Origin of the sequence: Chroococcidiopsis sp. CCALA 051, from assembly GCF_003015105.1 — a bacterium.
Lineage (GTDB): Bacteria > Cyanobacteriota > Cyanobacteriia > Cyanobacteriales > Chroococcidiopsidaceae > Chroococcidiopsis > Chroococcidiopsis thermalis.
This window is the reverse complement of the sequence record NZ_PYCI01000092.1, coordinates 1-21,326: the sequence shown is the minus strand read 5'-3', so window position 1 is coordinate 21,326 and position 21,326 is coordinate 1. Positions and strand designations below refer to the sequence as shown.

General features: G+C 42.0%; 15 protein-coding genes. 2 read left to right on the top strand and 13 right to left on the bottom strand.

Translation table 11 applies throughout. The features are described from left to right. Nucleotides 1–10 precede the first annotated feature (10 nt). The 5 genes from C7Y66_RS20425 to C7Y66_RS20405 all read right to left on the bottom strand — a co-directional run bounded on the left by C7Y66_RS20425 (nucleotide 11) and on the right by C7Y66_RS20405 (nucleotide 6,355). Nucleotides 11–262, bottom strand: coding sequence for a hypothetical protein (locus C7Y66_RS20425; RefSeq protein ID WP_015154708.1), 252 nt, complete (start codon nucleotides 260–262; stop codon nucleotides 11–13). Nucleotides 263–321: 59 nt separating this feature from the next. Beyond that, nucleotides 322–2,925 carry an EAL domain-containing protein gene (locus tag C7Y66_RS20420; RefSeq protein WP_106547004.1) on the bottom strand — a complete coding sequence of 868 codons (2,604 nt, stop codon included), beginning with the start codon at nucleotides 2,923–2,925 and terminating at the stop codon, nucleotides 322–324. Nucleotides 2,926–3,208: 283 nt separating this feature from the next. Further along, nucleotides 3,209–4,249 (bottom strand): DUF1611 domain-containing protein, encoded by a 1,041-nt coding sequence (locus C7Y66_RS20415; RefSeq protein ID WP_106547003.1) that lies wholly within the window; start codon nucleotides 4,247–4,249, stop codon nucleotides 3,209–3,211. After that, the gene (locus C7Y66_RS20410; RefSeq protein ID WP_106547002.1) at nucleotides 4,233–5,279 is read right to left on the bottom strand and encodes a dipeptide epimerase; all 1,047 of its coding nucleotides are present in this window, start codon (nucleotides 5,277–5,279) and stop codon (nucleotides 4,233–4,235) included. Before C7Y66_RS20410 ends, C7Y66_RS20415 begins: the two co-directional genes overlap by 17 nt. A 227-nt stretch (nucleotides 5,280–5,506) precedes the next feature. Then, a complete protein-coding gene (locus C7Y66_RS20405) occupies nucleotides 5,507–6,355 on the bottom strand; it encodes a fatty acid desaturase (protein ID WP_015154704.1) in 849 nt (282 codons plus the stop codon). A gap of 133 nt (nucleotides 6,356–6,488) precedes the next feature. Here C7Y66_RS20405 and C7Y66_RS20400 point away from each other — a divergent pair, with 133 nt between their 5' ends. Further along, complete coding sequence (locus C7Y66_RS20400) at nucleotides 6,489–7,679, top strand: TetR family transcriptional regulator (RefSeq protein ID WP_106547001.1); 1,191 nt, start codon at nucleotides 6,489–6,491, stop codon at nucleotides 7,677–7,679. A 160-nt stretch (nucleotides 7,680–7,839) separates the two neighbouring features. Here the strand turns inward: C7Y66_RS20400 and C7Y66_RS20395 are convergent, their stop codons facing one another. From C7Y66_RS20395 to dndC, 4 genes are all read right to left on the bottom strand, one after another. Continuing rightward, the gene (locus C7Y66_RS20395) at nucleotides 7,840–9,309 is read right to left on the bottom strand and encodes a DNA phosphorothioation-associated putative methyltransferase (protein ID WP_106547000.1); all 1,470 of its coding nucleotides are present in this window, start codon (nucleotides 9,307–9,309) and stop codon (nucleotides 7,840–7,842) included. Further along, nucleotides 9,296–9,694, bottom strand: a complete 399-nt coding sequence (dndE, locus tag C7Y66_RS20390; protein WP_015154701.1) for a DNA sulfur modification protein DndE — start codon at nucleotides 9,692–9,694, stop codon at nucleotides 9,296–9,298. The genes C7Y66_RS20395 and dndE overlap by 14 nt, the downstream gene beginning before the upstream one ends. 79 nt (nucleotides 9,695–9,773) lie before the next feature. Then, a complete protein-coding gene (dndD, locus tag C7Y66_RS20385) occupies nucleotides 9,774–11,768 on the bottom strand; it encodes a DNA sulfur modification protein DndD (RefSeq protein ID WP_106546999.1) in 1,995 nt (664 codons plus the stop codon). Continuing rightward, complete coding sequence (dndC, locus tag C7Y66_RS20380; RefSeq protein ID WP_106546998.1) at nucleotides 11,765–13,351, bottom strand: DNA phosphorothioation system sulfurtransferase DndC; 1,587 nt, start codon at nucleotides 13,349–13,351, stop codon at nucleotides 11,765–11,767. Before dndC ends, dndD begins: the two co-directional genes overlap by 4 nt. Nucleotides 13,352–13,676: 325 nt before the next feature. Here dndC and C7Y66_RS20375 point away from each other — a divergent pair, with 325 nt between their 5' ends. Continuing rightward, nucleotides 13,677–15,248: a DGQHR domain-containing protein gene (locus C7Y66_RS20375; RefSeq protein ID WP_106546997.1), complete on the top strand. Its 1,572-nt coding sequence runs from the start codon at nucleotides 13,677–13,679 to the stop codon at nucleotides 15,246–15,248. Nucleotides 15,249–15,298: 50 nt separating this feature from the next. On the opposite strand, the gene C7Y66_RS20370 is transcribed toward C7Y66_RS20375, so the two are convergent. From C7Y66_RS20370 to C7Y66_RS20355, 4 genes are all read right to left on the bottom strand, one after another. After that, nucleotides 15,299–17,788: a DUF262 domain-containing protein gene (locus C7Y66_RS20370; protein ID WP_106546996.1), complete on the bottom strand. Its 2,490-nt coding sequence runs from the start codon at nucleotides 17,786–17,788 to the stop codon at nucleotides 15,299–15,301. 91 nt (nucleotides 17,789–17,879) lie between these two features. Continuing rightward, entirely contained in the window at nucleotides 17,880–18,347 is a 468-nt protein-coding gene (locus tag C7Y66_RS20365; protein WP_106546995.1) for a DNA phosphorothioation-associated protein 4, read from the bottom strand. 273 nt (nucleotides 18,348–18,620) lie between these two features. After that, on the bottom strand, nucleotides 18,621–19,190 hold the full coding sequence (locus C7Y66_RS20360; RefSeq protein ID WP_106546994.1) for a Uma2 family endonuclease: 570 nt from the start codon (nucleotides 19,188–19,190) through the stop codon (nucleotides 18,621–18,623). 79 nt (nucleotides 19,191–19,269) lie between these two features. Then, a complete protein-coding gene (locus tag C7Y66_RS20355; protein WP_233222767.1) occupies nucleotides 19,270–21,324 on the bottom strand; it encodes an AAA family ATPase in 2,055 nt (684 codons plus the stop codon). Nucleotides 21,325–21,326: the final 2 nt, after the last annotated feature.

Here is a 21,326-nt window from a genome sequence, read left to right as displayed (position 1 = left end):
GGGTGATTTACTATTGGTTTAGCAATCCATCATTTGCTACTTTTGTCAACAAGCTTTTGGTGATTTCTTCCCACTCGCGATCGAGATCGATATGAGCGGGCGATCGCCCGCTGCGCTTATACCAATAACGAGCATTACTCAAGTCACCTTCTTGACGGTGTAAATGAGCATGAACCCAAGCACTATCAGCGTCAGCTTCATCTTGGATCGGTACGTGCGCTCGTTCCCAATCTCCTTGCTTAGCGTACCAAAGTGCTTGCAAAGGTAAAGGGAGATCGCGAGCAGTAACCAGTGACCAGTGACCAATGACCAGTTAATTCTCTACTTACGACTTACAACTTCGACTAGCCTATCAAACTGCTGGGCGAGTAATTCTCCAGCTGCAGTACTATCTACAGGTTGAGAGAAATAATATCCTTGCCCAAATTTACATTTGAGTCCTCGCAGACGGGCAAGCTGTTCTAAAGTTTCTATTCCTTCAGCCACGACTTCCATGTCTAGGGCGCGGGCAAGCATGATTGTAGCGCGAACGATCTCCCAACTTTGATAGCATTTACCAATTCGGCAAACGAAGGAACGGTCTAGCTTGAGGATATTTATCGGAAACCTTTGTAAGTAACTTAAGGAAGAATAACCCGTGCCGAAGTCATCTAGTGCTAGGGAGACTCCCAAAGCGTTGAGTTCTTCCATCAAAGCCGCGATCGCTTCAGGGTGTTCCATCAGTACGCTTTCAGTCAGTTCTAGTTGCAAACTCTTAGCATCGAGTCCAGTGGCTTGTAATATTTGAATAATCTGTTTTCCTACTTGCGGTTGAGTAAACTGCGGTGCAGAAAAGTTGACACTGATTTTGAACGGCACGTTCAAGGCAAATTGTGCTTGCCAAAGTTGCATTTGCTGGCAAGCTTGCTGCAATACCCACCAGCCAATCGGGACAATTAACCCTGTCTCTTCGGCAATTGGAATAAATTCTGCTGGAGAGATTGCACCCCTTTGGGAATGCTGCCAACGTACGAGTGCTTCAAAACCAACAATTTTTTGGTTGACTAGCGAAACTATCGGTTGATAGTGCAAATGCAATTCCTGGTTGTCAATTGCCCGTCGCAAGTCAGTTTCTAATTGAAATAGTGCTACGACGCGATCGCGCATGGAGGTATCGAAAACTTCATACCGTGCTTTCCCGCCAGCTTTGGCGCGGTACATAGCAGTATCGGCATCGCGCAATAAATCTTCTGGTTGGCGATATTCTCTGGTATTGGCGATCGCGCCAATGCTTGTGGTGGCAAAAATCTCGTTGCCATCTAACCGAAAGGGTAACTTAAGTGCCAGTTGTATCCGTTTGATCATCTCGGTGGGATCGCTACAATTCTCTAGCACCATTGCAAACTCATCGCCGCCTAGACGAGCCAGAGTATCTCCCGTGCGGATCTGCGCTCTTAGTCTTTGAGCGATCCCGATCAACAATCGATCGCCGAGCATATGTCCCAAACTATCATTGATTGCCTTGAAGCGATCGAGGTCTAAAAACAAAACTGCAAAACTATAGTCCGCTTGCTGTTGTTGCAATCTCAGTGCTTGCTCCAACCGCATCATAAATAGGGCGCGATTTGCTAGACCCGTGAGGGAATCGTGAAAGGCTTCGTGTTGTAATTGTAGCTCTATTTGTTTGCGCTTAGTAATGTCGTGGACGATGATACAAAAAACATCTTTGCCGTTGCGAGTAATTAAGTTCGCGTTAATTTCAACATCGACTAGTATTCCATCCTGACGGCGATATTGTTGTTCGCCTGTAAAGTAACGCTCTACCTGCAATGCTAAGATAAAGCGCTCTATAACTGCTTGATTTTCGGCAACTAAATCGAATAGTGTCAACTGGAGTAGTTGACCGGAATGATAGCCGAGGAAATTTTCAAATGTAGCATTGGCTTCAATAATTTGTTTGGTACTGGCATTGACTAAAAAAATACTTTGAGAAGCCTTGGCAACTAAATGACGGTATTCTTCACTTTCTTGCCATTTACGCTCGGAGGCTACTAATTTTTCTATAAGTTGAAAAATAATTGTTGCAAAAATTATTGCAACGATCGCTAGTAAAATTGTTAAATAATACCAACTTGTCCGACCTTGATGATATATTTCCCTGGCAATAGCAACGCGCAAAATTGCCGCAGGTTTACCGTAAATATCTGGTAGCAAAGCGTAACCAGCAATTGTATTTTTGTCGATCGGACGTACGAGAATTTTGTTAGTTGGTGATAATAAATTTCGCATTGCCTGAAAATCAGCAGGCAGATCGGCGCGATCGATTGCACGTACGGAAAGCGGCAGGCGGGTAGACTTGGATAAAGTGGCGATCGTTCCAGCATTGAGATAACGCCCAAAAATGAGCGAACCGCGAATCGGTCCTTTATCTTCACTGGACAAAATTGGTTGCGCTCCGACTAAAATTAATCCTTCTGGTAGATTGACAATACCTACCGTGCCACTTTCTATAGTCTTGTGACGCACCAGTGGAGATTGTGGCACTAGATGAGGTTTCAATGCTGGAGAAATTGACTTGTATTTCTGAGCGTTTAAGTCAAAACCAGTTCCGTAAACTATTTTGCCTGAAGGCTGAACGTAGAGAACTAAATTGAGTTTGAGTGCTAGCAATCCTGCTGGGTAGAGATTAGAGTCGATATAATCTTGGTTCCGATCTAGGACAAAATTATAAGTATCGTTCCAGCTTGCCCAATCATCAATATGAATGCTCAAATCTTTTTTGGATTGAGTAAAAGCACTTAAAACTCCTTCTACTGCTTGGCGAGTATGTCGTTCTTCTGCTTGGTGCAGATTCTTGAACAAAATAACTGATGCTGTCGCATACAATACTCCAATCAGACTGGTGAATGCTACACCGATGGGGAATAATGTCTTTTTGGATTTCATGCGATCGCTTTACTGAGTAAAAATATTTCGTTCGGGTTAAGTAAAAATTGTTTTAACTGCTATAAATACTACAATCATAAGCCTATCTAGATCTAGCTATCAAGCGTATAATTGCGAAGTTCATAGTTAATTTACTTGTCTTTTTACGTATGTTTACTGAAAGATATGTTGCGCAAAGATGCAAAAAATTGCTAGCGGCTTTGCACGAAAACTTTCCCACGGTGGGGGAACCCTCCCACGGAAGTGCTTAAATTTTGACGCGCTCTCAATTGGGCGAACCGCGTTATTTTACGATTGCATCTAGAATATTCTCTGTTCCAAAGCGTACCACATCAGTACAGAGTAAACCAGTCTCGGCTTGAGCTTGTTCGATCGCCTGTCGTGCCGTGGCAAGATCGAGATGAAATGTGTTGAGCGCGATCGCGGCAACTGGAACATCGGCAAATGCTCCTGCTGCTTTAGCTACCATTTCGTATAGTTGTACTACATCTGTTAAAGCTGGAATTGGTACGTGAGGATGGTTGCGAATGTGAGTTTGTCCGGCACGATGGACTAACACTAAATGCGTCGGTTGCGTTCCCCGAATCAGGGGTAAGGTTGCGGTCGAACCTGGATGCAGTAACGATCCCTGCCCTTCTACAAAGACAATATCGCGATCGCTGCCGTGTTGCACGACCATTTGTTCTACTGCCCCTGCTGCAAAGTCAACTCGAATTGCATCTAGGGGAATACCATCGCCAGCAATCATCAGCCCTGCTTGTCCGGTCGCGATAAACTTAGAACGCAAGCCCCGTTGTTGACAGGCACGATCCAGTTCCAAACAAGCAGACATTTTACCTACACCCATATCCGTACCCACAGCCAGCACTCGCCGACAAGCTAGCGTTTGCGCTTGTCCGCTGGCGATGGGTAAGTTGGATGGTTCTTGTCTGACATCCCAAATCCACTGTCCTGGGCGTAAGTTTTGAAATTCTGGGATTGTGGCTAAGGGTGTGTGCAAACCATTCGCAATTGATAAACCTGCAAATACAGCTTGCTTGACTTCCTGCTGCCACTCTTGCGGTAAAATGCCTCCAGAAGGAGCAATACCAATGGCTAATATGTCTGGATTGTAAGCTAATGCTTCCTCAACGGAACCGACAATCGGGATGTCGCGGTTGATGCCAGAGACTACAGGTAGAGACTCTCCGGCACATTGGCGATCGATAACGGCGATAATTTGAGCCTGACTGTAGCGCAACAGAGCAAGTCCGGTTTTACCTTGACTGCCTTTAATACCGTCGTGCAAGAGAATGGCTACCCTACTTTCAGCCTGCAACCGCACTGCGTTCTACCCCCAATCCTGGTTTGCAATTTGGCAACAACCGCCCCGATCGGATTATTGCACCTACAAAGGGTTCTGCGGTTAAATTCAAATGACTATCTAAATCGAGATAGTCGGCTAGGGGTGCGAGGTGGGCGGCGGCTGTATTCGAGAGGGAACTGTCAGAATAGCAACCAAACATGACCTGTAATCCTAATGTCTTTGCCACTTGTACCATCCGCATTGCTTCTGACAAACCACCAGCTTTCATCAATTTGATGTTGATTCCGCCCGCGCAGTTGGATAACTGAGGAATATCGCGACTTGTCATACAGCTTTCATCGACAAAAATCGGTAGAGGCGATCGCTGTTTTAATTGGGGTAAGTGTTTCTCTTCTCCCCGCGCTAGCGGTTGTTCTACATATTTAACATCATAGTCGGCTAACCACCGACACATGGCGATCGCGTCATCTAAATTCCAACCGCCATTGGCATCGACAAATAACTCTAAAGTCGGAACTTCATCGCGGATTGCTGCTAACATTTCCCGATCCGCCTCAATTCCGGCTGGATTGCCCAACTTGATTTTGAAAATCTTGACTTCGATAAATTGCAACCAGTCTCTTACCCTTGCGACGGCTGCTTCTGGGGTATTAATCCCAATTGTGACTGAAGTTGGCACGATGCGATCGCAGTCTAACCCCCACAACTGCCACAGGGGTAATCCCGCCTTTTTCCCAATCCAATCGTGCAGCGCCATATCGATTGCAGCTTGGGCAGAGGAAGGCATTGTTTGTAATATCGAACCAATTCGCTGCCGTTCCCAAGGATTCATGCTTTGTAACTGCGGTGCAATTGTTTGTATTGCCTCCAACAGCGTTTCGGTAGATTGCGGACGATCTCCGAGAGAAAAGGGCGATGCTTCCCCCCAGCCTTCAATTCCATCCTGTGCGACTTTCACCCACACATTTGTCGTTTGGGCTGTCGTTCCGCGACTAATTGTCAGAGGAAAACGCTTGCGGACAGTAAAGAGTTCGGCGCTGACGTGCATATGGGCGATCGCGTATTGTAATTAAGTCGCACTCATGCAGTGTAGCGTTAAATCAGGGAGCAGTTAACAGTTATCAGTGACTAGTAAACACAATAATTTTTCACATTTTGAGTTAGAGGCGATCGCATAGTTCGTGGTAGGTAGCCAAAAAGTAAATTACAAAATTCGTAGGGGCGCACAGCTGTGCGCCCCTACATAGATTATGCGTTCTTACCAGATCGCGATCGCTAAGCCTTTGCCTTTTGTGTTGGTGGTAGCACGACTTTTTTAGCTAAACCTAAAGCTTGTAAAGCCTGAATTGCCCACCATGTCATATCAATTTCCCACCACCGCCGTCCGGCTGGTGCTACATTAGGCTGAGCGTGGTGGTTGTTGTGCCAACCTTCCCCATAAGTCAAAAGTGCTGCCCACCAAAGATTGCGAGAATTGTCCTCTACCTCAAAATGGCGATAACCATATAAATGAGTCGCCGAGTTAATTAGCCAAGTGCTGTGCCAGAGTAATACGGCGCGGAGAAAGACACCATAGATGACAAAAGACCAGCCGCCGAGAAGGTATAGCAACACCGCCAATGGAATTTGCAACAGTAAGAAGTAGCGATCCAACCAGCGATAATACGGATCGCGATCGAGATCGGGGGCAAACTTTCGGTAATTATCGTAGATATAGAACTCCGATCGCGGGTACAGAATCCACAGCATGTGACTCCACCAAAAACCCCGCTTAGAAGAGTAAGGATCTTTGTCCACGTCCTCTGTATGAGCGTGATGTTGTCGATGTCCCGCTACCCAAAAGACGGGTCCTCCCTGCATGGCAAGCGCCCCGATGAAGGCGATCGCATATTCCAGCCACTTCGGTGTTATTTGCAAACTGCGGTGACTTAAGAGCCTGTGATAGCCTAAACAAATCCCAATGCTGCCAAATAGCCAGTGAAGAAATATCGTCACTCCCAAAGCCGACCAAGAAAAACACCAGGGAGCGAGCATTGCTACAACATGAAACGTGCCGAAAAACACCACATTGATCCAGCTGAGAGCAAGCGGCTGTTTACCCTCTGCAACTGAGCCTATAGTCATAATCTCTACTTTCAGTACTCAGCACTTAACAAACCTTTTGTCAGGAAATGCAAGTGCTACTTACAACCCCAGCTTAACAACGCAAAAATATAATTGCAAGTACTGCTTGCACGATTTGATAAATTTCTATCTTATGGCTACTCAACTAACTTCCACTCGACAGCGATTGATTGATGCGGCTTTGCAGTTGTTCTCGATTCAGGGAATCACCGAGACGACAACGCGGCAGATTGCCGAACTAGCGCAGGTGAACGAAGTCACCCTGTTTCGGCATTTTGGCAACAAGCAAGGGTTGTTGCTAGCAGCAATCTCAGAATCAGCAGTATTTAAAGATTTTGGCGAATCTCTGCGCGAGAAAGCGAGTCAAACAAGCAGTTTGCATCAGGCACTCAAAGACTATGCTAGCGATCGCTTGCAGGCTTTAGAGCAAGTGCCAGAGTTAGTATTATCTGTAGTAGGTGAATCCAGGCGCTATTCTAGCGAACATCAGCAAGTGATTGGCGAATATTTAACTCAAGCCAATCAGTATGTAGCTGAGTATATCGCCACTGTCATCGAGCGGGAACAATTACAAACTAATTTACCAGTTTCCCAGCTAGCTAGCTTACTCAATAGTTTGCTATTAGGATATGCCGCGATTCAATTTACAACAGGATTCCAAGCACTTTGGCAGAGTAGAGATGAGTTTTTAGAAAGTTTGGTTGAGTTATTCTTAAACCAAGTTGAAGCTGAAAGTAGTGTAGAGAAAATTATAGATTTACCAGCAAATTTAGTCCATCTAATTCTCCAAAAAGCTAAGAAAATTGAACTACGAGATTATGCATTAATGTATGTCTTATTTGCCACGGGGTTATCAGCGTTAGAAATTGCCAATTTAGAAAGAGTTCATCAAATAATCGATCGCGATCGCTATTTATTGCAAATTACTCAAGGTTCCGTGCGCCAAGTCCCCGTGAATCAATGGATTTTGGGAAAGCGATACGGTTCCTATACTCGCAACCCCTTGACTCAGTGGCTCAAAAGCCGTAAAGACAATGAAGCAGCATTATTTTTAAATGATGCTGGTTTACCACTATCAGAAATAGAAATTCAGCAGCGCTGGCAGATAATTACTCAAGGATTACTCACGCCAGAAGGACAAGCACCAGTTATCGTCCAAACTCAACAAACATGGTGCGTAGAAATGTTAATGAAAGGCATGACTTTAGAAAATTTAAGTATGCTGACAGGACAGAGTTTAAAACAACTGAAACCTTACATTCAAAGAGTCAAAGAAAAAATAGCTATAGAACAAGCCATTCAACGCGATCGCGATTCTCAATAAACAAAACTTTACTCCCACGCACATTACATCTTTAGCGTTCCTCTTCGCGCCTTTGCGTCTAACGCTACGCAAACGGCTTCGCCTTCGCTATCGCTAACGCCTACGGCTGATGCGTGACATAAATTCAGCCTTAAATTTTAAATCAACCAAAACTCCCCTACTAACTAACAAAAACCACGCGATCGTTCTGAATCTCCACCCCATATTCCTCCAACCGCCTATACCATCCATCCCGCGTTCCAATCTCGCGAGAATTCTTCAACAAACCCAACTCTTCCTCTTGTCGAGTCAAATTAGCAAACTGTTCGGACAAAGGATAACGTTCGCTGACAAAAGTTTCCTTACGGTGCAGAATTGGTGGATTAGCAGCGCGATCGTAATCGCGATAAAATACCTTCAAATCCGGCAAATGAATTTGCATACTTGTATGTAAAGTTGGATGAGGATTTGTATCGAAATCTGGATAAAATAAATAAGAAATCTTTGGCTTATCCGTACAAAATTTGACCAGCGTTGCATCTTCCAAACGTCCGATAGTCCGACTCGCACAGCCTTCATAAATCCGCAGCAGCGGATCTAATTCTTCAATTGCCGAGACGTGAACGTATAAAGCTGTTGGTAAACGCTTTCCTATCTTGCTTTGCTGGCAGATTTTAGTAATAACTCCAGGCTTACCCAAACTGAAAAGCTTACGATCTGCTACCTCACAAGCTTCTTGATAACTGCCAAAAAAAGCTTTGATATCGTGGCGCAGTGCGGGTGATAACTTATTAAAACTGGGACGCTGACTGAATTGAGTTAACGCAAGATATACCAGAATATCTAAAGAACGACGATAGGCGATCGCATCCCATTCTGCTTCATCCGTGGCTTGTAAGATAACATTATAGGCGCGGCGGAAATTACCAAACTCAGTTATTAATTCTGCTTCCTCTGCTAACTCACCCTTGACAGGTAATCGTCCCCTTTCCGTGACAAAAGCCATCAAAGGCGCGAGTTGTTCTTGATAATCTTCAAATCGCTTGCTAGGAATGCGTATTCTTGGTGTAGTAGCGCGAGAACGAAAGCGTAAAGCTTTAAAACTCTCACGTTCTTGTTCGTCACGAAAGACATAATAGATTCCTAATGCGACTGGAACTGCATCGACGTTCAGGACTTCATCAATATATTTTTTCAGTTCCTCTTGGTCGTAATATTTTTGAAATGTATTGCGACTCGTAACAATGCCATCACCATACGCCATTTGATTGCTGCTGCGATCGTTAATCAGGACTTGCGCGGAGACGAGTAAAACTTTGCGGGTGAGTTCCCAGGCGTGAATTAAGGCTTGGCGGCGTTCCTCCAAATCTTCAATCACGTTGAGAACGTAGCCTAAATTTACAATATCTGCGGCAATACGGGGAGCATCGGGACGGTAATAAGGGTCCCAACCGCTGCTGGTATATCCCAAGTTAGCCACGCGATCGATATCTCCCCCATGACCGCAACCGTAATCGAAAAACGTGGTATCGTTATTTAAGATTGCAGCTTCTGTTGCCGATCGCACAGGACGAGATATTTCTACACGATAAATAGCCGCCCGATGGCGTTCGATCTCTGGTAATGTTGCGAGGTAGTTAGACTCGACCATGAGGTTGTAGGGCAATGGCAGTTAAGTCTTCTATCTTCTTTATATTAGGATCTCCTGCCAGATAACCAATACCCCGGTGTAGGTGCAAGCGGAATTGAGTTGCCAGGGTTTCTTTATCTATACCCAGATTATCGTTATAGCAGCGTTGTTTGAGCGCGATCGCTAGGACATCTGACATTTCTCCCCCAAATACACGCCATGTCATTTCTACGTTGCTATCTGTAGGAATTGGTACGGGTGAGGGGGTAGTTGGTTCGGCGAGAGAACGACAAAAAGCCCAACGACACAATATATTCCATTGGTCGATCTTGGTATTGCGTTTGAGTTTGATCAGTTGTTCTTTTGCTGTTTGGGACAGGCGGATGCGATCGATTGGTGACTCCATAGCAGTAGATGGTAATTGGTAATTGGTAATTGGTCGTCTGTAACTCTTAAGTTTTGACTTTTGACTTTTAACTTTTGACTTACCAGAAGTAGCCAGGTTCTATAGTAGTTTGTCGTTCTGTTGGATCGTATTTTAAAAGATATTCGCGGGCGATCGCTTCGTTTTGGCGTAGGGTTTGGACTTCTTTTTTACCGATTTCGGTGTCGGTGGAAAGCAGGATGACTTGGTGGCTGGCGGAGGGGAAGTAGCGTTCGACTAGGTTTTGGCGGTGGGAGGAGTCTAAGCGTCCGAGGGGGGTGTCGATAGCGATGGGTAAGCGTCTGCCAGAGACTCTGGCGAGTCCCCACAAAAATGCGATCGCTAGAAGTTGTTTTTCTCCGGCTGAGAGGCGATGTTTGGGGACTGGTTTCCCTTGTAAGTCGTAGAGGGAAAGGCTAAAGGTATTGGTAGCGATCGCAATTCGATGTACTAAATCTGATTTATGCAATAAATAGCGGAAGCATTCTGTTACTTCTACTTCTAATTTATTTAGCTTTCTTAAGGTTAAGCGTTCGCGAAACAGTTTGAGGGTTTCTTGGACTTTTGATGCGGATGTAATAATATGTTCGGTATTTTTGCGATCGATGGTTTGTTCGGTATATTCGTTTAAGTCTTTTTTTGTTTGTGCGATCGCGGTTTCTAATTCTAGAATGCGGCGTTTGGCTGTTTCACAGTTTGCTTTTATATCTGTAACTCTATTTTGTGCTGTTTGTAGCGTTTCTACTAATTGCTGATAAGCTTCTGGCGAGGCTGCTGTTTGTAATTGTCTTTCGAGATCGACGATTTCTGCTGCTTGTTGTTCGAGTATCGTTTGCTGCTGTTGTGCGGAGTTTTTTGCAATTGGTAAAGCAGAGTTGAGTAAATTAGTGAGGTAATCTAGCGTTTCGCGATCGCTTTGCAACCAGGAAGATTCTTGTAGAGACGTTCCATGGAACGTCTCTACATCTTGTTCGAGCAATATTTTGATTTTATCTAATTGTTCCGCTGTAATATTTATGTTAGAAATTTGTGTTAATAAACGTTGGTTTCGTTCTAATAATATATCTTGTGCTACTTGCGATCGCGCTCGGTTTATTTCAGTTTCTGCTTGCGATCGCGCTTGTTCTAAAAGTGGTGTAATTAAGGCAAGAGGTAACACGTCCGATGCTAATTCTCTCATAGCTTGACGCGCTGTTTCTGCGGTTGCGTTTTTGGTTTGATGCTGTTGTTCTAATTGGCTGCGATCGGCTGCTATTTTACCACCTTCAGCGAGGAATTTGTTAAATGTTTCTTGTTGTTCTTTCTCTGCTAGTGTTAAGTCGTCTTGCAAAGATGTTAACTGTAAATTTTCTGCATTTTGTTTATCTTGCAATACCTTCAATTTTTCTTCTATTTCTTCTAAATTGACTACATCCTTTGCATCAGCTATTTCTTTGCGTTTGCGATTGACTAAAATTTCTAAATCTACTGCTAATCGTTCCGACAACTCCAATCCTAACAATCCGCGAATAGCCTCGACTACAACAAGTGGAGGTGTTTCTTGTTCTGCTAATTCTTTAATTTGTTCGCCATCGAATAGAAATAAATTAGAAATTCCTAGAGGTAGTAAGTTTTCAATATATTCGTCCCAGATGCTAACTAAACCACTATTTAGCCATTCATCATCATTCAAAATCCCCAAAACATCCTTGCCATCTTTAGGGTTTTTCTCCCAAGTTCTAACGATTCGATAAACTACAGGTTTGTCATTTTCAATATGTCCGAAAGCTAATTCAATCCGAGTTTTTTCAGTTAGTGACGTATGGCTGTTAACGCACTGAGTTAGAAAGTCACTATAGCTTAAACTACCTCTGGTAGAACATTGGGCGCGATGTCCATAAAGTGCGAGGCGAATCGCATCCATTAAAGTTGTTTTTCCACCCCCATTCATTCCACCTAAGAGGAGAATTGGGCGTGAGATATTCTCAGTTTCAGTTTCACTAAATGGACTTAAGTTGATGACTTGCGTGCCTTGATATGGACCGAAGTTTTGTAATACGAGTTCGAGTAAAATCATTTCTTAAACTTAAAATTCCCCCAACTCATCGGCTTATCGTCCTCTACATCCACTGCATCCCCTAAAGTTAGCTGCTTTACCTTATCGACATCGCCTTTACCAACAGCATCCTTTAAATCTCGCTTGAAATGAGCATTTTTAATTGCTTCATCTTGAGAGCGAGAACTACTTTTAAAACATTTCTCTAGCGCGTCGTAAATACCTACACGCCTTGCCATTTTGCGAAATTGACGTTCTGTATCGAGAAGCTTTGCCATTAATTCTAAATGCATGGCATCCCCGTCACAAATTTCTTCTAGCACGTTCCATTCATCGCTACCCAAAAGGCTATAATCTGCACCAGGACGAATATCAATGAAACTTTCGCCCGTCACTTCTGCATAAATACGAGGTAGGCTATCATCAAATTCGTGTTTCTCTTCCAGCCAAATTCTTCTAATTTCGCTTAATTCTTCAGTAGTAATTAGGGTGATGTCACGCATATTTTCGGGTGCAGTACAGCGAACTTGGGTTTGTGCTTCTAGAACTCGTCTCAGCCAATGTTCTCGCCAATATTTAGTGTAGGGACCAGGTATGGGTTCAACTGAGAGTTCGCCATTGTGATTGCGTTCAAATAGTTGCACTTCACCCCAGATTCGGCGAAAATCTCTTTTATCGCGATCGTCTTGTACATCCAAGTCATTGCGGATATCTAATAGAGGCTGCATCCATTCTTTTTCTTCATCGTTTTGGATCATTGCCTCCATTGATTTATCTTTACTCACCATCGTACAAACCCAGCAGCCAAAGCGGGAATCGCCACAACTGGGAGTAGAGGTATCAACAACTAGGGGACATTCGTTATCTGCTGTCGCGCCTCGGTACATGGTAAATAAGTCTTTGTTGCTATATCCCCAAGGATTTTGCCACTGCATGAGGTATAGCCAAACTTCATCTGTACGCCAGTCTTCAATCGGAGTATAAACCAGAGAGTTGATCAAACTAGATCTTGGACTGAGGCGATCGCGCACACGCCTTTCTTCATGTTTTTCCATGATAATAGCGCGTTTAGTACTTTCAGTTTTACGCATTCCTAGAACGAGAATTACTTCGCCATTGTCTCGAACCATACTGCGTATAAAATTATTAGCAGGCTGGATTTTAAGTCGTTCTGTACACCACCTAAAACGCATTCGTGGTGCTGGGTAGCCTTTGCCGATTAAGTTTACCCAAAAAGTATCTTTGACTGCGGGATGTAACAGATGAGGTTCAACAGGCATTTTCTGCTGTTCTGCTGCAATCTTCATCTGTTCTAAAGAGTTACAAACCCACGTAGAAACGAAAGGGTTTTCTACCTGGGTGTCTGTAGTCATAATGTGTATTTTTTTATTTCGCTTTTCAAGTGGCAGAGAAGCGATCGCATTCCAAACTAATTGTAAAGTAGCAGTAGAATCTTTACCACCACTGTAACCAACACACCAGGGTATCGCATCAGAACAATACAATTCTTGTATTTCAGCCGTCAGTAGCTCGATCTCTTGGACTAACTCTGCTACATTACGTGCTGGCTGATTTTTTTGGTCTGGCTGATTCGCTATTGTCATCCTCCCTACCTCTGGAAATACGGACGAGTATGGGTGCGATTATAAGTCACAGAACCACACAAACCAAATCTGCTACGCGAATTTCTAGTAGTTAACTATAGTATTGTAAGGTTTAGAGGTTTTTAAAAACCAGCATTTAAAAGTTTTTAAAAACTTGACAATAGAGCCAAGTTCTTTTAAGAAATTAACCTATGCATGGATGCAAGGGTGAAAAAAACGGCAATGAAAGATAGTGTAGCAAAGATTACGGGCGAATAGAATTCGCGTCTACACAGGCAAAGTCCGCCTTCGCGGACTCTAGAATCACCGTCGTTAGGTGCAAAGTATGGGGAAACGAGAAACTCAGGAACAACAAACTCTGACAACCCTGCTAGATAAATTCTTGCAGCAGCAGGATCGCATACTGGTTCAAAAGACAGAGATGGGCGGGACTGAGGCTTATGTAGGTTCTGTGACGCTGGAGTGGTTTGCCAGTCGGGTACATTTTGCCTCTGCTTTACCCCTACTGCGACAAAAATATAATCCTGAAACTGACAATATCGAGATTGACGCAGACACTATCGATGAAATTCAGCAGCGTCCTCTGGATTGGTCGCGACAACTCCCGTTAACACAGTATTTAGCCACGCGGAAGCATCATAAGTTCCCACCTGTATTGGTGGTGATTAGCCAACCTTGGGTAGATAATCCTAAAGCTGCTGAGTGGGATAGTCAGGGTAGAGCGATCGCATCGACTACAGATTTTATTACTCTAGACCGAGAAGGTAAGGTTGGTTTGCTAAATGTTGCTGAGGCGGATGTCACCATATACGCCCTGGATGGACAACATCGGCTGATGGGGGCGCAGGGGCTAATGGAGTTGCTGAAAACTGGTCAACTCCCACGCTATCGCAAAGATAAATCTCCTGATGGCACTTCCATCAAGCTAGCCGATTTAGTAGAACAATCTCATAGTCAAGACGCGAATAATCTCGTCTCTAACAATTTGCAGGACATCCCTCAAGAAAAAATTGGTATCGAGTTCATCTGTGCTGTTGCAGCTGGGGAAACCCGCGAAGCAGCAAGGCGAAGGGTAAGGTCTATTTTTGTCCATGTCAATTTGATGGCTGCACCCCTAACGAAAGGTCAGTTAGCCCAGTTGAATGAAGATGATGGCTTTTCGATTGTGGCAAGAAAGATTGCTGTAAGTCATCCGCTATTGGAACAGCGATTGAACCGAAAGCCACGGATTAATTGGAATAGTGCCACAATTGCCAGTAAGTCAACGGTTTTGACAACGCTGCAAGCCCTCAAAGATATGTCAGAACGCTATTTAGGGCAGAAGTTTCCGCACTGGAAACCGTGGGAAAAAGGATTAATTCCCATGCGCCCAGAGAATAGGGAACTTGAGGCAGGCATCTCTGAATTCTGGCAGTTATTCGATTATTTGGCTACTCTTCCCAGTTACAAATTGTTGGAGGACGAAGATACCCCTAGCCTGCGGCGATTCAATTTTGAAAAGGATGGGGGTGAAGGAAATATGCTGTTCCGTCCTGTAGGTCAAGTGGCTTTGGCGCAAGCTTTGGGAGTTTTGGTTTTCAAGAAAGGGTTTAAGTTGAAAGAGATTTTTAAGAAGTTGCGAAAATTTGATTTGGAAGGCGGATTTAGCAACATGGAGTATCCGCAGTCTCTTTGGTATGGCGTTTTATATGACCCAAATAAGAAGCGAGTGCAAGTTGCTGGGAAAGATTTAGCGGCGAAATTACTAGTTTATATTTTAGGTGGAATTGAGGATCGGATGGAACGGGCAGAACTGCGTAAGGCTTTAGCTGATGCAAGAAGCGTGGAGGATAAAACTGTAGGTTTTGATGGTCAGTTTGTTCAGCCGAAGGAAGTAGGGCTTCCGGCTAGATTATAAAATATGAATGCTGAAAGCTTTATATTTCAGTTATTTGCATTTAACAAAATTTAGTTTTCAGGATTTTCACTAAGCACTTCTTGCCTGAGTTTTTCAAAACGTTTTTCTATTAGAGCTTCAAGTACTTTCTTAGCATTATCTTTTTGTTTCTCTTCAGAAGATAGTAATATATCTCTATATTCATGCTCGACTGCTTCAACAGATAATAGATGATGATGTAAAAAATCGATGCTGTCTTGATTACCTTCAAGCGCAGATTGAAGTTCTAATTTCATAAACGATGGATGATCTGACCAGTAGCGGTTTGCTTTAGCAGAAATCCAAGAATGATTTAGAGGAGAATTAATTGGATGATCGTCATTTCTATCTACTTTTTCTCCTGTAAATTTGTACCATGAATTCACAGCATAAAGATGATCTGCTTGGAGATCGTTACGACCAGTATGAAGTAGAGAGCCACGCTTGAGTTCATGGTTGTTATCACTCTTATCTCTGAATTTAAAATCTGGTAAGCCATTCCTAATGGTAAAACTAAGAAGCGCTAAACCCATTGCCTTACTAGTAAATGTCATTAGTGCCTCTTTGTTTGAGTAGCCAACTACATCACATATCATTTCAAAACGATTGCCTACTTTTCCATCAGAACCTATTATAGGAACTTCAGTAAAGCAACTTTGCTCAATTTTATAGTCATCTGAATTCAGTGGCTTTTCTGTATTAATCAAACTAAGTTGTTCAAAGGAGTCAGATTTATTATTTAAGTCAGAAACTTCATTCCACTTAATTGTAGGTTTGGATATATATGCTAACAATCTGGGAATATCTGCTAAAACTCGTTTATCTATAGAAGAGTGTGCTTTTTGGTAAGCTCCTCCAAAAAGAGAACCCCAGTACCACCATTGAATTTTTTTTATGATAGTTCCTGTAGGGTCTTGACACAACCTACTCCATGTAGAGTCGGTTAATATTGTTGCTAAAACAAGATCCATTTGTCGGTAGGGAAGGAAGGATAATTTAGGAATCCCAAGCTTCGCTTTCATAAAGAAATAAGCACGAAGGAGCTGTTTTGCTGCTTGCTCTTGAACATCTTGAACTGTTTGACGCGACAGGCTTAAGATAAGCTTATCTGAATACCCCCAATCTTCGATTTGTAAGATAGAACGAGCAGCTTCCTGAGGATTAGTACTTTCTGCTAAGTCTAAATTAAATTTATTCTTCTTACAATGTGAAATTGGGTTGGTTCGAGTTGACCAAGTGTTGCCTAAAGCTTCTGATATCTTTGCATGTAATACAATTGTCTGAGCAAAAGACCTCGCAATACGCTCTGGAAACTTTGCTCCTTTAACTACTTGTTCAGCATCTTCATTTTTCTCACCAAGAAAATCTCCTAGCGTCCAAAAATTTTCTATATCGTCTTCTCTTGCAGGCTCTGGTAATAAATTTATAGATTGTCTAAAATCTTCTATCGACTGTAAACAAATAGACTTCATAACTTCTCGAAGGCTAGAGTCAGCTGTAGTAGTTTTTGCTACTAGCAGATCGAATGTTTCTAACTCAACTCCACCCATATTAATCACTGAAAAAATACCTGATAAGCGATTAAACTCTTTTGAAGGTACTTCCAAAACAGGAAATTGGAACTTTATTAACTCGCTTAGCATTTGCTGAAGTTGAGATCTCCAGCTTAAAAAATAACGCTTAAGTTTTTTCCACTCCTCATCATACTTACTTTTGTCAATATTACCTAGCTGAAAATTTTCCTTAAGTTTCTTGCCTTCTATAGTTTGGCTAATAATAATATCTTGCCTATCTTCAAATAAATCTATCCAAAAATTAGTGGGATCGAATTGGAGAGATTTGTCGTCATCGTTTTCGATATATAACTTATCTAGAGGAAGATATATTCCTTCTTCTATATCATTCTGCTCTTGTAGATCTTTCACCGTACAGAAGTTAGCTAAATCTGAATCTGATGTTTCATAATAAAAAGGACAACTTCTATCTGTTTTTTTATATTTAACAAAAACAAATACTTCACACGCTTCTTCGTGTTGCAGTTCACGAAGATTTAACCATTTTAGCTCTTTCAAACCAAGTTTATTTAGATTTAAAAACCATCTTAACCTATAGTTTCTATTAAGCTCGTTACCATCAGCAAAGTGATATGCTGTACCAAATATCAAGTCGAGAGCTGTTAATCTCTGTTGACCATCTAAAAGATAATCACAAGAATAAGCTTGCCCTTTTTGCAAGTATTGTGTTGCTTTAAGTCCCACTGTCTCTTCTAATTTGATATTAGTTTTTTTGAGAAGAGTTTCACGCAAAACTTTTTCAGGAATAGACAATGGCTTATTAACAGACATTGTTTGACTGTCAGCTTCTGTACCAATGAGTGCTTGCCCAATAGGATACTCCAGAAATATAGAAGCAATGAGGGACTGCCAGCGCTCAGAGTTCCAGACAAAGGGACGTTGAAAATTTGGTAATAACAAATCTCCTTTACGTAGAGAATAAAGTAACTGTCCCAGAGTTCTTGACATGATTCAAATCCTTAAGTGCAGCAGATTAGAAGTTTTGTATTTAAATATTTTTCTGGATATTATTAATTTATTGTTTCTGCTATCAGCAAATTCACGACAAAAATTTACTCAAGTCAAATTCTTTATTCTGAATTTTTTTAAAACGTTCAGTACTTAGAAGCAGTAACATTCGCTCGGAATAATCTACTGCTCCTCGTAATTCATTTTGCAGAACCTCAAGTCCACCATTTGCATATTCTTCAAAAATACGTAAGGCTTTATTCACATAATTCTCATCATGTGACAAAATACTAATTTCTTTTACATCAATCATTGCTAATAACCTAATTACAAAGTCATAACCCTTAATCAAAAAATGCTCTTGTCCAATTGGCGCTGGTTCTCTTTTAGAAATTTCCTCCAAGGGAATGCGCTTTTTGTGCTTTGCACCTAAAGCAGCAGCAAACACAATGACATCAGCGTAAGTTGGAAATGGACCCGTCATACCATCTGCTGATGTTAATGCTTTTACTAATTCAGCTTTATCTTTAGCAACTCTAATCCTACCAGTTTCTACCATTCTGCCAACACCTAATCCCTAGCTATATTAACTCAATAATTTCTCTGTGTCTTGATAATTCTTCAGAAAAACCGATCGCACCCCCAATTACAAAAACATCTGACTCACCTGTACCTCAATTTCAGGAAAAGCTAGCGGGGACAACTTAGCATCTTCGCCTAAAACTGTTTCCTGTTGATAAGTTTCCTCACCTGGTTCTCGCAGTACATAAACCTGTCGTACATTGCAGGCAGACTTTGTTTGTGTAGACGCGAATTTTATTCGCCCAACATTCTAATTAGAAAATTGTACGTCTTCGTAAACTAAAGAAATAGGAAAACGAAGATCGATACTCGTGAGTTCCACTTCATCCCCTGTTTCATATGGATGCAATTCCCAAAAACCGTGATCGTTTAATCGAAAACACTCTACACTTACTTTTTCTACATCAACTAAAACGTATTCTCTTAAAGTTGAAATGCGACGATATTGAGTAAATTTCCCGCCGCGATCGTAAGCTTCTGTACCAGGCGAAAGAACTTCTACAATTAAACAAGGATATTGAAGAAATTTGGTTGCTTGTCTGTCTCGTTCGTCACAACTTACTACCACATCTGGGTAATAACATGATCCCTCTTCAGATACACAAACTTTTGCATCAGCCATATTAACGCGACAACGCCTTCCTCGTAACTGAGTTTTTAAAGTAGTAGTTAGGTTAACAGCAATATCATTATGAGGGATAGTACCCCCAGTCATGGCATAAACTTCGCCATTGACATATTCGTATTTGAATTCTTGACGTTCTTCCCATTTCAAGTACTCTGAGAAGGACATGTATTTGTAATCTGGATTTGCAATCATATACTTTTATCCTTGACCAAAACCCTGCAACAGCCAGCGATTAATCTCACCATCATCAAAATTCTGTGTAGGAGACGAACTAGCCATTGTCCTCTACCTCTACTGCTACGGTATATTCAAACTCATTCGGACTCTGCCTAACTAAAGCATAGCGCCTGCTACCAATACTAATAGAATCCTCTTCACAGTCAGGTTTAGAAGAATAATATGTCAGTACGTATTGCTTGCCAATTCTGCCTGACATTTCTGCCTCTACTTCACCCCGCCATTGAGTTTTTGTCACCAAAACAATCAATTGATTTGCTAATTTAGGAATAGTTTTAGCAATTTGACGGCGATAAATTTCATCCAAACTACCAAAGGGGGAATCCATCACGATTGGAAAAGTACTGGTATCGGGAACCATTAGCATTTTCTTCTCGCTCCATTCCCGCACTCTGTCAATAATACTGCTAATAAAAGAAAGGCTGAGAATTTGATTTTCTCCCGTAGACGCAGCGACAGGCATTTCTATACCAATTGTATTTTCTACTAATGTTAGTTCATAGCGATCGCTAATTTTAGGAATATAAGGAGTAAAAGAAATCTCTCGAAATATTTCTTGAACTCGTTTTTCTAACTGTAAGCGAAACTGTTGCTCTTGTCGCGATCGCACTTCGGTTAAGCGCTCGATCGCATCCTGAGTAGCAGCAATTCGTCTTTGAGCTAATATTTGTCTTTCTTCATTGTATTTTTGTTTGATAATTTGCTTAGCTAAATTCTCAGCTTCGGCTTGAAAATTAACGACCTGCTGTTGATTTGCTCCCTGTTCTAGGATTATTTCTCTGATTTTTACTTCAATCGCATCTACACGTTTTTGTAAACTCCGAATTTCTTCACTTGGATCTTTACGCAATCGTTCCTGAATAGAATCTAATTCAGTTTCTATCTGTGAAATTGTCTGTCTTAATTGCTGAATTCTAGCTTGCTCTCTATCTACTTCTTCCCAGAAAGTAGGTGCTTGTTTATCAATTTCATCTACTTGTGCGCTCATGCGAATAGCCGTCTCTTCTACAGTAGAAGAACCTACTCTTTCTAACCAGTTTTTCACACTTTCGCAAGCGAAATCTCCCTCATGTAAATCTGCACCGCAAATACAACGTTGGGAACTCAGTAAATCGCTAATAAATTCCCGCGAAATTCCTGCCTTCAATTCTCCTCGCTGTTTTAATTCCGTAACTATAGATCGAAATTGATTTGTGGTCTCTGATAAAAGTACTGTATATCCTTTCGTAGAAATAGCTCTTTTTAAAAGTTCTCGGCTTTGTTTAAGACTATCTTGATTCGTCTTTTTCAGTTGCTCTAACTCCTGCCGTCTTTCTTGTAATTCCTTTGCCGCACTAAGTTCCCGTAGATAATGGCTCGTTTCTTTCTTCAGCGTATCTTGATACTCTAATTCTTGCTCGATTTCTATTTGCCTACGCTTGATTCGCTCTATTTCTTTCTCGGCTTTACTCTGCTGCCTAAGTAGCTTTTGTGTTTCGCCGTCCCCAATTGCTTTTAACTCATTATCTAGAGTTTTCTTTGCTTCTCCTAAATGTCGAATTGCGCGATTTAAGACTTCAACTCCCAGAAGCATTTTAGTAGCTTCAGCAATTTCTGTTTTTTTATCAGAACGAACAATTTGCTCGATGCGTTCGCCATCAAAAAAGAAATACTGATGTAAACTACTGGGAAGAATTTGATGAATAATTTCCTCTGGATGTTCTGGTGGAATATACCAACGTCCATCATCTCCAGACACATACATAAATAATTCGCTTTTACCTGCATCTATATCTAATTCATTTTTATAAACTCGACAATTGCGCTTAGTGCGGTAACGTTTTCCTTCATGTTCCCAACTGACTTCTACCCAACATTCTACTGCTGCACCTAATTGTACTTCGGCGATCGCGCGTTTATTTACTAATTGCTCGACAGAAGCAAAAGCTGCACTAAATCTCTCGTACAATACCCACGTAAAGGCATTTAATAAACTCGTTTTTCCCGCACCATTGTTTCCATGAATAATTGTAGTGTTTTGTTCGCTTCCAGTCGCTAAGATTATTTCTGGTGTTTTCCCATAAAAAGAGCGAAAATTACATAATTGGATAG

Coding starts and splice junctions, on each gene's coding strand:
- C7Y66_RS20375 (WP_106546997.1), top strand. CDS start 13,677: ATGGGGAAACGAGAAACTCAGGAACAACAAACTCTGACAACCCTGCTA.
- C7Y66_RS20360 (WP_106546994.1), bottom strand. CDS start 19,190: ATGATTGCAAATCCAGATTACAAATACATGTCCTTCTCAGAGTACTTG.
- C7Y66_RS20420 (WP_106547004.1), bottom strand. CDS start 2,925: ATGAAATCCAAAAAGACATTATTCCCCATCGGTGTAGCATTCACCAGT.
- C7Y66_RS20400 (WP_106547001.1), top strand. CDS start 6,489: ATGGCTACTCAACTAACTTCCACTCGACAGCGATTGATTGATGCGGCT.
- C7Y66_RS20365 (WP_106546995.1), bottom strand. CDS start 18,347: ATGGTAGAAACTGGTAGGATTAGAGTTGCTAAAGATAAAGCTGAATTA.
- dndD (WP_106546999.1), bottom strand. CDS start 11,768: ATGATTTTACTCGAACTCGTATTACAAAACTTCGGTCCATATCAAGGC.
- C7Y66_RS20395 (WP_106547000.1), bottom strand. CDS start 9,309: ATGGTCGAGTCTAACTACCTCGCAACATTACCAGAGATCGAACGCCAT.
- dndC (WP_106546998.1), bottom strand. CDS start 13,351: ATGACAATAGCGAATCAGCCAGACCAAAAAAATCAGCCAGCACGTAAT.
- C7Y66_RS20405 (WP_015154704.1), bottom strand. CDS start 6,355: ATGACTATAGGCTCAGTTGCAGAGGGTAAACAGCCGCTTGCTCTCAGC.
- C7Y66_RS20410 (WP_106547002.1), bottom strand. CDS start 5,279: ATGCACGTCAGCGCCGAACTCTTTACTGTCCGCAAGCGTTTTCCTCTG.
- C7Y66_RS20370 (WP_106546996.1), bottom strand. CDS start 17,788: ATGTCAAGAACTCTGGGACAGTTACTTTATTCTCTACGTAAAGGAGAT.
- dndE (WP_015154701.1), bottom strand. CDS start 9,694: ATGGAGTCACCAATCGATCGCATCCGCCTGTCCCAAACAGCAAAAGAA.